This is a genomic window from uncultured Polaribacter sp. (genome assembly GCF_947497125.1).
Classification (GTDB): domain Bacteria; phylum Bacteroidota; class Bacteroidia; order Flavobacteriales; family Flavobacteriaceae; genus Polaribacter.
On the sequence record NZ_CANMFI010000001.1, the window covers coordinates 355128 to 367560 of the forward strand.

A 12433-nucleotide genomic window follows, 5' to 3' on the forward strand; every position below is an offset into this window, starting at 1 on the left:
TTAAAATTTAAATAGATCTAAATAAAATATTTCTTCATTTTGATAATATTCTTCTTTTAAAATTGATAATAAAATGTTGTCATGATAATCATTATTCATAAAAATACTTTTACGCTCTTTACCCTCTATTACCCAATAACACTTCCTAAATAAGTTTAAAGAAGCTAAATTGTAATCAATGATGTGAGTATGCAATCGGTTTATGTTTATTTTATTAAATAAAAAAGACATACCTGTTTTTAAAGAGTCTGTACCGATCTTTTTACCCCTAGAATTCTTTATAATTTTTATTGCTATTAGTCCACTTTTCGAGATTGAATTTGTGTATTTAAATGAAAAATACCCTAGTTTTAAATTTGTTTCTTTTTCATAAATAATAAATCGATAACCAGTACTTAAATTTTTTAAAAACCATTCCTTTTGAGATTCATTAGTTTTTAAAAACTCATTTTTACCTTCCCAATAAGCTAATTCTTGATTATTAACTAAAGTTAACATGAAATCTATATCATTTTGCTCTAATGCTTTTAAATAAATATTTTTACCTTCTATCATTGTAATGATTTTATAATATTACTCAACTTAATTTGAAAATTCTCTAGTGAATATTGAATAGCAAATTTTGTGAGATTTATTTTTTCTTTGTTTTCTAATAAGTATTTAAATGCTTTTTTAATTGTTTTTGATAATTCTTCAGCTGTTGGTTCAAAACACAAACCTTTATTTTTAGTATCAATTATATCAGGAACATTGCCTTTATTTGCAGCTAATGGCAGACAGTTATGAGCCCAAGATTCTGCAATAGGTTTGGGCCAACCTTCCATAACACCTGGCATTATTAGAACATGACATTTTGCTAAAACACTTTGTGCTTCTTTAAAAGGTAAACCACCATAAAAAGTAATATTGCTTAGTAAATTTAATTCTTTTGCTTTATTATGTATTTCTTCTTTTAAGTGACCATCACCGATCAATTGGCAAATATGCTATGTTCGAAGATATATTTACAAGCATTCCTTTATATGCAAAATAAGCAAAGAAACTACTGAAAATTAGTAATTGAATTCCAAATTTTATCAAGTTTGAAACAATAATAGACATTGGCATAATTACTCTTGGAAAATATACTTTTCCAAAAATAGCCTCATTTTTTTTAAAGGTATCCGAAGTTTCAGTTAAACAATCTTTAAAATAATTCCATGCAGTTATTCCTGCTAAATTGAATAAAAAAGAAGGTATATGACCCGTTGTAATGCCCGCTATATTATTGAAAACTAATGTAAAAATGATAGAGGTAAATAAAGGTTGAATAATATACCAAAGAGGGCCTAATATGGTTTGCTTATACAACGTAACCACATCTCTTTTTACAAATAGCATTAAAAGATCTCTATACTGCCAAACTTCTTTTAAGTTTAAATCTAATAAATTGTTTTTTGGCGATATTTCATAAAGCCACTTTTCTTTTTTCATTGTGTAATTCACTTCTTCAACAAATATAATTTATTTTGAACTAAAGCTCTGTTGTTTTTCGTTCAATCGTCTTATTTTTACGATAGAAAAAGAATTGAAATTAATTATATCTATAACTATTAAAAAGATTGAATTATTCTAATTATCTATTAACTTCATCCATAATAAAAGATAACTTTATTGATTTTTAATAGATAATATATTGACATTATATCAACTACAACTAAATTTATAAAAGCAAATGAATTTAAAAAATTTAAAAATTATACCATACCAACCAAATCTTGCGAAAGATTTTTACAACTTAAATGTCGAATGGCTTAAAAAATACTTTTATGTAGAACCTTATGATGAAAAAGTATTAAGCAATCCTCAGAAATATATTATTGATGAAGGCGGATATATTTTTTATGCAACATACAACGATGAAATTATTGGAGTTGCTGCTTATATAAACCAAAAATCATACTTCGAATTAAGTAAAATGGCAATTTCACCCAAATACCGTGGTTTAAAAATAGGTTTATTTCTAATTAACTTTTGTGTTCAATTTGCTAAAAATAAAGAATGGGAAAGTATTACATTGTATTCTAACACAAAGTTAGTGCCTGCAATAAACTTATACAAAAAAATAGGTTTTAAAGAAGTACCATTAGAGCAAGAAGCTCATTATAAGCGTTCAGACATTAAAATGATTCTTAACCTATAAAAAACTTTGTATTGCTAAATTATATCCTTTTAATCCAAAACCAAATAGCACACCTTTTGCTGCAGGAGCAATAAAACTTTGATGCCTAAACTCTTCTCTAGCATGAACGTTAGAAATATGCAACTCTACTACTGGTGTTGTAATTGCTTTTACAGCATCACCAATACCTACAGAAGTATGCGTATAAGCAGCAGCATTTAAAATTACACCATCATAAGTAAAACCAATTTCATGTAATTTATCTATAATTTCTCCTTCTATATTAGACTGAAAATAAAACAATTCTACATTTTTAAATTGCGATTGCAATTCTTTAAAATAATCTTCAAAGGTTTTAGATCCATATATTTCTGGTTCTCTTTTGCCTAGAAGATTTAAATTTGGACCGTTTATTATAATTAGTTTCATAAATAACTTTAAGATTGTAAATATAAACTTTATTTTTAGCACATGAAATGGCAAAATGCAATTATCGATTTTCAACTATTTTTAAAAATAGAAAGAGGCTTGTCTCAGAACACCATTGATAGTTATTCTAGAGATATAGAAAAATTGATACTATTCATCACAAATAACTCTATAAATATTTCACCAATTTCTATTGACGAGTCTATAGTTCAACAGTTTATTTATCATATTTCTAAAGAAATAAATGCCAGAAGCCAGGCAAGAATTATCTCTGGTTTGCGAAGTTTCTTTGATTATTTAGTTTTTGAAAACTATAGAGAAACAAATCCGACAGAAATAATAGAAGCACCTAAAATAGGCTTGAAATTACCAGATACATTAACAGAAGATGAAATTAATAGCCTTATTACTGCGATAGATTTAAGTAAAGCAAACGGAGAAAGAAATAGGTGTATTTTAGAAACAATGTACAGTTGTGGTTTAAGAGTTAGTGAATTAATTACTTTAAAAATTTCAGATTTATTTTTTGATGAAGGATTGATTAGAGTAATTGGTAAGGGTAATAAACAACGCTTTATTCCTATCCATTATAAAGCGCAGAAAATGATATCGCTATACATCAATCAAACTAGGTGTATGATAAAACCAGCAAAAGGACATGACGATATTTTATTTTTAAATAGACGAGGAAAATCACTAACAAGACAAATGATTTTTATTATCCTTAAAGATTTAGGAAATTTAATAGATCTTCAAAAAAAGATTAGCCCGCACACACTTCGACATTCTTTTGCTACGCATTTACTTAAAAATGGTGCAGATTTAAGAGCTATTCAACAAATGTTAGGACATGAAAGCATTACTACAACCGAGGTTTACGTTCATTTAGATAAAAGCTATTTAAAAGAAGTTGTAGAAAAATTTCATCCTAGAAAATAACCCATAAAAAAACTCCTAACTGTTACAGATTAGGAGTTTTTAAATTATTTAGAAGATACTTTTACTTCGCTACATTTACAGCTCTTGTTTCTCTAATTACTGTAACTTTAACTTGACCAGGATACGTCATGTCTGTTTGTATTTTTTGGGAAATACTAAAAGATAATTCTGCGGCTTTTGTATCATTTACTTTAGTACTTTCTACCATTACCCTTAATTCTCTTCCTGCCTGAATAGCATAGGCTTTTTGCACCCCTGGAAATCCAAAAGCAATGTTTTCTAAATCTTTTAATCGTTGAATGTAAGAATCTAACACTTGTCTTCTAGCACCAGGTCTAGCACCAGAAATAGCATCACAAACCTGAACGATTGGAGCTATTAATGATTTCATTTCAATTTCATCATGATGGGCTCCGATGGCATTACACACATCTGGTTTTTCACCATATTTTTCGGCCCATTGCATTCCTAACAAAGCATGTGGTAATTCACTCTCTGTATCAGGCACTTTACCAATGTCATGTAACAATCCGGCACGTTTAGCAACTTTAGAATTTAAGCCCATTTCAGAGGCCATAATTCCACATAAATTTGCTACTTCTCGCGAGTGTTGTAATAAATTTTGTCCGTAAGAAGAGCGATACTTCATTCTACCTACAGTTTTAATTAACTCTGGATGTAAACCATGAATTCCTAAATCAATTACCGTTCTTTTACCAACTTCAATAATTTCTTGTGTAATTTGATTTTCTGTCTTTTTTACTACTTCTTCTATTCTCGCTGGGTGTATTCTACCATCTGTAACAAGTTTATGCATAGACAAGCGTGCAATTTCTCTTCGAACAGGATCAAAACAAGAAAGAATAATTGCTTCCGGAGTATCATCTACAATAATTTCCACACCAGTTGCTGCTTCTAAAGCTCTAATATTACGTCCTTCTCTACCAATAATTCTACCTTTAACATCATCAGACTCTAAATTAAAAACTGAAACACAATTTTCTACAGCTTGTTCTACACCAACTCTTTGTATGGTTCCTAAAACTACTTTTCTAGCTTCTTGTTCTGCGGTTAATTTTGCCTCTTCGATAGCTGTTTGTACAAAAGCCATTGCCTCTGTTTTAGCTTCGTCTTTTAAAGAAGTAACCAGTTCTACTTTTGCTTCATCTGCAGATAAGCCAGAAATTTGCTCTAACATATCTACATGACGCTTGTGCATAACATCTAATTCTGATTCTTTATTTTCTAAAAAATCTAATTTATTATTGTAGTCATTTTCTTTGTGCTCTAAAGATTTGTTAAGACGTTTATTTTTGTCTACTTCAGAAGCTACTTGAGATTCTCTATCACGTATTCTTTTTTCTACATCAGAAATCTTTTTTTCTCTTGTAAGAATCACTTTTTCGTGCTCAGACTTAAGTTCAATAAATTTTTCTTTTGCTTGTAAAATCTTATCTTTTTTAAGAGATTCTGCATCAATTTTGGCTTGCTTTAATATTGAAGAAGCTTCTTTTCTTGTTGCATTTAATAATTTTTTACCTTTTGATTTCTCTATCGCCTTTAAGATAAAGAAACCCACTGTAACTCCTATAAAAATTCCCACAATAAGGGGAAGTATCATTCCATCCATAATTTATTTTTGTATAAAAAAAGCCTACATCAGTTTGGTTTTTTAAACTCTAGTTATGGTATTTATAGGACTAACTAACTATTTAAGAATCCATTTAAAAATTGAATAAATTCAATAATAATGGCGTGCTTTTGTAGTTAAGACTCATCCTTCATAATTGAATCGTGTTGAGTTTAATAAACAATTTACTAACGTAGGCAGTGTGTTGTTAATGTGTATTTTAATGAACTTATTTTAAATGAGAATCAACCAAAAGGGTCAATTCTTTAATTTTATCTACTACTTCTCTACTTGTAGAATCTTTTTCTATGGATGATATTTCAATTTTTGAAGCAAACTGTAAAGCACACATGGCTAAAACATCTTGTTTGTCGCTTACTGCATAATTTTTTTCATACATAGAAATTAAGTTGTTTATTGCATTGGCAGCTTTTCTCATCCCCTCTTCTTCTTTTGTGTTTTGTACACTTAAAGGATAATTTCTACCTGCTATAACAACGTTAATTTTTAGTTTTTCCACAATTTAATGAACTTTATTCTTGTATTTGAATAATACATTTATCGATTTCTCGAATTAAAGCATTTATTTTGAGTTTTGTATCTCTTGTATTTTCACTACTGCCATTTATAGTTTTTGCAATTTTAAGCAAATCATATTGTTTTTTCTGAGCTTCTAAAAATTGCAATTGTTCTTTTAGTTGATAATGTAATTTAGTGTTATTTTGAAGCAATAATTCATTTTCATTTTTTAAAAACTCATAATTAGAAAGTAAGTTTTTTAACTTATCTTCCAGTAAATGAATTGCTTCTACTTTATTACTCATCTAACTTTTAAGAATAAACTATTCCTACAAAGTTAACATTCTGTTTTAAATTTTACAACATTTTGTTACTTTTTTAATAATAGACTATTTACTAGCACTTTATCTAAAAAATGATTTTTAGTATTTTTACAAAAAAAATTAATCTTGAAAGTATTATTATTTTTAATAACCTTATTTTATTCTGTAAGTTTTTGTGCACAAAAATCTATTGATAACGATTATTTTAGAAATCCATTAAATATACCAACAGTTCTCTCTGGTACTTTTGGAGAGTTGCGATCTAACCATTTTCATTCTGGTATTGATATAAAAACGCAAGGCAAAGAAGGTTTAAATATTTATGCTGCTGCAGACGGTTTTGTTTCTAGAATTAAAGTTGCTCAATATGGTTTTGGCAAAGCTCTTTACGTTACACATTCTAATGGCTTCACAACTGTGTATGCACATTTAAGCAAATATGCCCCTAAAATAGAAAATTATATAAAAAAAATACAGTATCAAAAGGAAAATTATCAAACTGGTAATTTATTTTTTAAAAACGATAAGTTTCCGGTAAAAAAAGGAGAAATTATTGCTTATTCTGGTGATACTGGAAGTTCTGGCGGACCTCATTTACACTATGAAGTTAGAGATACTAAAACCGAAAAAATAATAAACCCTTTGTTATTTGGCATTTCGGCTAAAGACACAAAACCACCAACTTTTAATTCTTTAAAAATATATGCTCTAAATGGCAATGCAAGAATTAACAATCAAAACAAAAGCTTTGTAATTCCCTTAAAAAACACCGCTCATCAAAAGCATACTGTAAATAGTATTACAGCATCTGGAGCTATTGGTTTTGGTGTTAATGTATTTGATAGATTAAACGATGCCAATAATAAAAATGGTATATATAGCCTAGAAATGAAAGTAAACGGATCCCTAGTTTACTACCACGATGTAAAAACGTTTTCTTTTGCAGAAAGCAAGTTTATCAACTTACATATAGATTATAAGCACTACAAAACATACAAAAGAAAATACCAGAAAACATACAAACAAAAGGCTAACAGGTTATCTACTTATAAAAACTTGGTGAATGATGGTAAAATTACAATTGAACCGGGACTAAATTACCAAGTTACTATTACTGCAAAAGATTTTAAAGGGAACAATAGTTCTATTACAATTCCTATTATTGGTGTTAAAAACAATGTACTTTATACCACACCTAAAGACACTACTAATTACAAGATTGTTGCGCAAAATTTTCAAAAATTTACTAAAGAAAATGTTACTGTCGCATTTCCTAAAAATACCTTTTACCAAAATTTATATTTAGATTTTGATGTTGATAATGGAATAGCAACAATACACAACCCTACAGTTCCATTAGATAAAAAATTTACACTTACTTTTGATGTTACAAAATATTCTGATATCGAAAAACAACAACTTTATATAGCCAATGTTAGCAATCCTAAGTATCCTAACTATCAATACACCATAAAAAAAGAGAACACTTTTTATACCACTAGTAAAACTTTAGGCAAATATGCTTTATTAAAAGATACATCAAAACCAAAAATAAAAACTTTGTATTTTAAAGACAATCAATGGATTTCTAAACTAAATACATTAAAAGTTAAAATTTCTGATACTGGTTCTGGCATAAAAAACTACCGAGCAACTATAGATGGGCAATGGGTTTTAATGCAATACAATCATAAAAAAGGAATACTTACTTATAATTTTAGTGATAAAAAATTGGTTGGTAGCAAACATATCTTTAAAATTGTAGTCTCAGACAATGTAGGAAATACGAATTCTTATTCTACAACGTTTTTTAAAAAACAAGTAAACTAAACCTACGTGAAAAAAGTCATTTTTATTATCTTTTTATTCCCCCTTCTCGCTTACTCACAAAAAACGACGATCTTAAAAGGCACAGTAAAAAACAAAAACAAGGAGCCAATTGAAGGTGTTTCTATTAAGTATCAAAAAACAGGAACAACTACAGATAAAAATGGTAATTATATAATTAGAATACCTCTTAAAGAAGAAATTACATTAGTCTTTAGTCATGTTGCTTATCAAAAAGCAACCAAAAAGTATACCACAAGTAGTAGAAATGGCGCTCGCTTTTCTGTTGTTTTAACATCAAAAACAGAAACATTAACAGAGATTATAATCAAAGACAATAAAAAAGCTGCTGCAGGTATTAAAACGATAGACATTGCAACAGTTAAAAATGTTATTGGTGCAAACGAAGGTGTAGAAAATATTTTAATGACTTTACCGGGTGTTAATAACAACAATGAATTAAGTACACAATACAATGTTAGAGGTGGCAATTTTGATGAAAACCTAGTGTATGTTAATGACATAGAAGTGTATAGGCCTTTTTTAATTCGATCTGGGCAACAAGAAGGATTAAGTTTTATAAACCCTCAATTGGTACAAAATATCAATTTTTCTGCTGGTGGTTTTCAAGCAAAATATGGAGATAAATTATCTTCTGTATTAGACATAACCTACAGAAAACCCACAGAAACAGCAACAAGCGTTGCTTTAAGCCTATTAGGAGCAAGTGCTACTTTTGAAACGACTATGTTTAACAATAAACTAACCGCTATTAGTAGCTTTAGATACAGAAATAACAGTCTTTTTGTGAATAGTAAACAGATAGAAACTAATTTTAAACCTGTTTTTATAGATTTTCAAACCTATTTATCGTACGCGCTAACTAAAGATTTAACTGTTAATTTTTTAGGCACTATTTCGTCAAACAATTATAACTACACACCTTTATCTAGAAGAACACGTTTTGGTACGGTTGCAGATCCATTAGAGTTGGTGGTTTTTTATCAAGGTCAAGAACAAAATAATTACAAAACATATTTTGGAGCTATTTCTACCACATATGAGGTTAACGATAAACTATCATTAACAACAACATTATCTAGCTACAATACCCAAGAAGAAGAATATTTTGATATCTCTGCGGCTTATAATATTGGTGAAGTTGATGCTAATATTGGTTCTGAAAATTTTGGAAATGTTGAATTTTCACAAGGCATTGGCGCTCAATTAAATCATGCCAGAAATGATTTAGATGCATTAATTACCAACTTACAGGTAAAAGGAAGGTATAAAACAGATAAAAGTCAGATTGATTTTGGTGTAAAGTATCAAAAAGAAGATATAAAAGATCGTATTAGAGAATGGGAGTTGATTGATTCTTTAGGGTTTTCAGTTAGACCTCCTAATCATATTGGTAATCAACAACCGTATCAACCTTTTGAAGGACCTTTAGAGGCGTATCAAAATATTAGGGTTGATAACAATGTTCAAATTAACCGTTTATCCGGATTTTTTCAGTTTAATAAACGTGCTTTCATAAATGATCATGAAGTTGCTTATAACCTAGGTATTAGAGCTCAAAACTGGAACGTAACAGGAAATGGTATTTCTTCAAAAAATAAAATGATTATTAGTCCAAGAGCTCAGTTTTCTATAAAACCAAATTGGGAAAAAGATATTTTATTTAGAGTTTCTGGAGGTTGGTATTTGCAACCCCCAAGTTATAGAGAATTAAGAAATGCTGCTGGTAATATAAATGTAGATTTAGAGGCTCAAAATTCTATTCATTTAGTCTCTGGTATGGATTATAGCTTTAACTTATGGAAAAGACCTTTTAAGTTAACTACAGAAATGTATTATAAAGATTTATCAAACGTTAACACTTATACGGTAGATAATGTTCGAATAAGGTACAGTGCAAATAACAACGCACAAGCTTATGCTTATGGTCTTGATGTTAGACTTAATGGTGAATTTGTGCCAGGTAGTGATAGTTGGATAAGTCTTGGGTATTTAAAAACAGAAGAAAACATAGACAACCGAGGATTTATTGCAAGACCTTCTGATCAACGCTTAAAATTAGGCATTTTATTTCAAGATTATGTACCAAACTTACCAAACTTAAAAGCCTATTTAAATTTAGTTTACAATACGGGTGTTCCTGGTGGCTCTCCTTCTTATGCAGATGTTTATCAGTTTCAAGAACGATTAAGAGATTATAAAAGAGCAGACTTAGGTGTTTCTTATGTTTTTACAGATGCTACAAAAGTTTACAAAGAAGGCTTTCTTTCTAATTTTAAAGAATTTAGCGTTGGTTTAGAGCTTTTTAATATGTTTGATATTCAAAACTCAATTACAAATACCTGGGTTAGAGATGTCTATTCTAAAAGACAATACGGCATCCCTAACTTTATGACAGGTAGAGTTTTAAACATTAAAACAAGTATTAAGTTTTAGTGCAAAACTATTCTAAAATTTGAGCAGCGTGTGCTTTTGTTTTTACTTTTAAAATTATGTTTTCGATAGTTCCTTTTTCATCAATAACAAATGTTGTTCTATGAATTCCGTCGTATTCTTTACCCATAAATTTTTTAGGGCCCCAAACACCAAAAGCTTCAATTACAGTTTTGTCTTCATCTGCTAAAAGAGGAAAAGGTAGATCGTGTTTATCAATCCAGTTTTGCTGCCTTTTTGCAGAGTCTGCACTAACACCAAGAATGGCATAGCCTTTTGCTAAAAAAGAGGCATGGTGGTCTCTTAAATCACAAGCCTCTGCAGTACAACCTGGTGTGCTTGCTTTTGGATAAAAAAACAAAACTAATTTTTTCCCTAAATAATCTGATAGTTTTACAAGATTTCCTTTTTCATCTTTAGCTTCAAATGAAGGTGCCTTGTCTCCTATTTTTAATGTTGTCATATAATTATTGTTCTTTTAATTTATAAAGTCGAAAGTTAAAAAGTTAAAATGATAATTGAAACTTTATTGTAAAAAACTTTATAAACTTTGTACTTTTATACTTTACAATTTATAATAAAATGAATAAAATAGAAAAAGTACAATTTGTAATTGATACGCTTCAAGAGTTATATCCAGAAATTCCAATTCCGTTAGACCATAAAGACCCTTATACATTATTAATTGCTGTTTTATTATCTGCCCAATGTACAGATGTAAGGGTAAATCAAATTACCCCTTTGTTATTTGCAAAAGCAGACAATCCGTTTGATATGGTTAAAATGTCTGTAGAGCAAATAAAAGAAATTATTAGGCCCTGTGGCTTATCGCCAATGAAAAGTAAAGGGATTTATGGATTATCTAAAATTTTAATTGAAAAATATAATGGTGAAGTTCCGCAAAGTTTTGAAGGCTTAGAAGAATTACCAGCTGTTGGCCATAAAACTGCAAGCGTAGTAATGAGTCAGGCTTTCGGTGTGCCTGCTTTTCCGGTTGATACTCATATTCATCGTTTAATGTATCGTTGGAATTTAACGAACGGTAAAAGTGTTGTGCAAACAGAAAAAGATGCAAAGCGCTTGTTTCCAAGAGAATTATGGAATGATTTGCACTTGCAAATTATTTGGTATGGTAGAGAATATTCACCTGCAAGAGGCTGGCAATTAGAAAAAGATATTATTACCAAAACAATTGGTAGAAAATCTGTTTTAGACCAATTATCAAATAAAAAATAGTGTTATTAAATTAGAAAAAGTTTTAACCACTGGCTAAAACTTTTTCTTTTCTAATTCAAATTCAATTCAATGAAGGTTTTTGATTTGGTTTTTACAAAATGTAACGATTTAGAAAAATTAATCAAAAATTGAACTGTTTCTTTTTTGGGTTGCATTTGGGTTTCAAATGACTTCTCTGAGTAAAGTTGCATCATATATAGTTATTTAATCTATTGGTTATAAATAAGTAACGCAACTTTACAGGTTATAGTATTAAGAAACTAAAATAATTTTATTTTTTTCGATCAACTTACGTATATTTATAAGCGCATATCGCATTCTACCCAATGCAGTATTAATACTTACCCCTGTATTTTCGCTAATTTCTTTAAAACTCATATCTTTATACATACGCATAATTAACACTTCTTTTTGCTCTAGAGGCAATTCATCAACTAAGTTTTTTACGTCGTTATAAATTTGTTCTTGTATGGTTTTGCTTTCTATATTTAAGCTATCATCACCTAAAACAGAAAAAATATCAAAAGTATCTGTGTTTTTAAATTTTGGAATTCTTTTAGATTTTCTAAAATGATCTATGACCAAGTTGTGAGCAATTCTCATTACCCATGGTAAAAATTTACCTTCCTCATTATACTTGCCTTTTTTAAGGGTTTTGATAACTTTAATAAAAGTATCCTGAAAAATATCTTCAGTTAAATCTTTATCTTGAATTTTACTGTAAATAAAAGCATAAAGTCTTTGTTGGTGTCTTTTAATAAGAATTGCTAAATCACTTTCTTTACCTTGAATGTAATTACTAACTAATATACTATCTGAAATTTCTTGTTTTTGCATCATAACTATCTTTTAGAAGAGATTGAGATTCTTCTGGTTAATTATTTATTAAATAATTTTAAAGAGTAGTTTTTTGTA

Annotated in this window: 13 protein-coding genes and 1 pseudogene; 5 read left to right on the forward strand and 9 right to left on the reverse strand. The window is 28.9% G+C overall.

All coding sequences use genetic code 11. The annotated features are described in order from the left end of the window. The 3 genes and pseudogenes from Q0678_RS01615 to Q0678_RS01625 form a co-directional block, all read right to left on the reverse strand. The gene (locus Q0678_RS01615) at positions 1-555 is read right to left on the reverse strand and encodes a GNAT family protein (protein ID WP_299052960.1); all 555 of its coding nucleotides are present in this window, start codon (positions 553-555) and stop codon (positions 1-3) included. After that, the gene (locus Q0678_RS01620) at positions 552-974 is read right to left on the reverse strand and encodes a glycosyltransferase (protein WP_299052962.1); all 423 of its coding nucleotides are present in this window, start codon (positions 972-974) and stop codon (positions 552-554) included. Before Q0678_RS01620 ends, Q0678_RS01615 begins: the two co-directional genes overlap by 4 nt. Before the next feature lie 13 nt (positions 975-987). Then, positions 988-1473 (reverse strand): annotated as a pseudogene (locus tag Q0678_RS01625) (ABC transporter permease); the annotation flags it as partial. A 241-nt stretch (positions 1474-1714) separates the two neighbouring features. On the opposite strand from Q0678_RS01625, the gene Q0678_RS01630 reads away from it, so the two are divergent. Then, positions 1715-2182: a GNAT family N-acetyltransferase gene (locus tag Q0678_RS01630; protein ID WP_299052964.1), complete on the forward strand. Its 468-nt coding sequence runs from the start codon at positions 1715-1717 to the stop codon at positions 2180-2182. Here the strand turns inward: Q0678_RS01630 and aroQ are convergent. Beyond that, positions 2177-2590, reverse strand: a complete 414-nt coding sequence (gene aroQ / locus Q0678_RS01635; protein WP_299052966.1) for a type II 3-dehydroquinate dehydratase — start codon at positions 2588-2590, stop codon at positions 2177-2179. The genes Q0678_RS01630 and aroQ overlap by 6 nt on opposite strands. A gap of 42 nt (positions 2591-2632) precedes the next feature. On the opposite strand from aroQ, the gene xerD reads away from it, so the two are divergent. After that, positions 2633-3529, forward strand: a complete 897-nt coding sequence (xerD, locus tag Q0678_RS01640; protein ID WP_299052968.1) for a site-specific tyrosine recombinase XerD — start codon at positions 2633-2635, stop codon at positions 3527-3529. Positions 3530-3590: 61 nt separating this feature from the next. On the opposite strand, the gene rny is transcribed toward xerD, so the two are convergent. From rny to Q0678_RS01655, 3 genes are all read right to left on the reverse strand, one after another. After that, a complete protein-coding gene (rny, locus tag Q0678_RS01645) occupies positions 3591-5159 on the reverse strand; it encodes a ribonuclease Y (RefSeq protein ID WP_299052970.1) in 1569 nt (522 codons plus the stop codon). A gap of 229 nt (positions 5160-5388) precedes the next feature. Next, the gene (locus Q0678_RS01650) at positions 5389-5682 is read right to left on the reverse strand and encodes a cell division protein ZapA (protein WP_299053759.1); all 294 of its coding nucleotides are present in this window, start codon (positions 5680-5682) and stop codon (positions 5389-5391) included. Positions 5683-5692: 10 nt separating this feature from the next. Next, positions 5693-5983, reverse strand: coding sequence for a hypothetical protein (locus tag Q0678_RS01655; protein WP_299052972.1), 291 nt, complete (start codon positions 5981-5983; stop codon positions 5693-5695). Between the two features lie 144 nt (positions 5984-6127). On the opposite strand from Q0678_RS01655, the gene Q0678_RS01660 reads away from it, so the two are divergent. After that, entirely contained in the window at positions 6128-7831 is a 1704-nt protein-coding gene (locus tag Q0678_RS01660; RefSeq protein ID WP_299052974.1) for a M23 family metallopeptidase, read from the forward strand. A 6-nt stretch (positions 7832-7837) separates the two neighbouring features. Continuing rightward, positions 7838-10285 (forward strand): TonB-dependent receptor, encoded by a 2448-nt coding sequence (locus Q0678_RS01665; RefSeq protein WP_299052976.1) that lies wholly within the window; start codon positions 7838-7840, stop codon positions 10283-10285. Between the two features lie 7 nt (positions 10286-10292). Here Q0678_RS01665 and bcp read toward each other — a convergent pair whose 3' ends face one another. Further along, positions 10293-10745: a thioredoxin-dependent thiol peroxidase gene (bcp, locus tag Q0678_RS01670; protein WP_299052978.1), complete on the reverse strand. Its 453-nt coding sequence runs from the start codon at positions 10743-10745 to the stop codon at positions 10293-10295. 119 nt (positions 10746-10864) lie between these two features. On the opposite strand from bcp, the gene nth reads away from it, so the two are divergent. After that, a complete protein-coding gene (gene nth / locus Q0678_RS01675) occupies positions 10865-11518 on the forward strand; it encodes an endonuclease III (RefSeq protein WP_299052980.1) in 654 nt (217 codons plus the stop codon). A 252-nt stretch (positions 11519-11770) separates the two neighbouring features. Here nth and Q0678_RS01680 read toward each other — a convergent pair whose 3' ends face one another. After that, a complete protein-coding gene (locus tag Q0678_RS01680; protein WP_299052982.1) occupies positions 11771-12358 on the reverse strand; it encodes a sigma-70 family RNA polymerase sigma factor in 588 nt (195 codons plus the stop codon). Between the last annotated feature and the right edge of the window lie 75 nt (positions 12359-12433).

Excerpts from the sequence above, each read along its gene's own strand:
- Q0678_RS01630 (WP_299052964.1), top strand. The coding sequence starts at position 1,715 with ATGAATTTAAAAAATTTAAAAATTATACCATACCAACCAAATCTTGCG.
- Q0678_RS01615 (WP_299052960.1), bottom strand. The coding sequence starts at position 555 with ATGATAGAAGGTAAAAATATTTATTTAAAAGCATTAGAGCAAAATGAT.
- xerD (WP_299052968.1), top strand. The coding sequence starts at position 2,633 with ATGAAATGGCAAAATGCAATTATCGATTTTCAACTATTTTTAAAAATA.
- aroQ (WP_299052966.1), bottom strand. The coding sequence starts at position 2,590 with ATGAAACTAATTATAATAAACGGTCCAAATTTAAATCTTCTAGGCAAA.
- bcp (WP_299052978.1), bottom strand. The coding sequence starts at position 10,745 with ATGACAACATTAAAAATAGGAGACAAGGCACCTTCATTTGAAGCTAAA.
- rny (WP_299052970.1), bottom strand. The coding sequence starts at position 5,159 with ATGGATGGAATGATACTTCCCCTTATTGTGGGAATTTTTATAGGAGTT.
- Q0678_RS01680 (WP_299052982.1), bottom strand. The coding sequence starts at position 12,358 with ATGATGCAAAAACAAGAAATTTCAGATAGTATATTAGTTAGTAATTAC.
- nth (WP_299052980.1), top strand. The coding sequence starts at position 10,865 with ATGAATAAAATAGAAAAAGTACAATTTGTAATTGATACGCTTCAAGAG.
- Q0678_RS01655 (WP_299052972.1), bottom strand. The coding sequence starts at position 5,983 with ATGAGTAATAAAGTAGAAGCAATTCATTTACTGGAAGATAAGTTAAAA.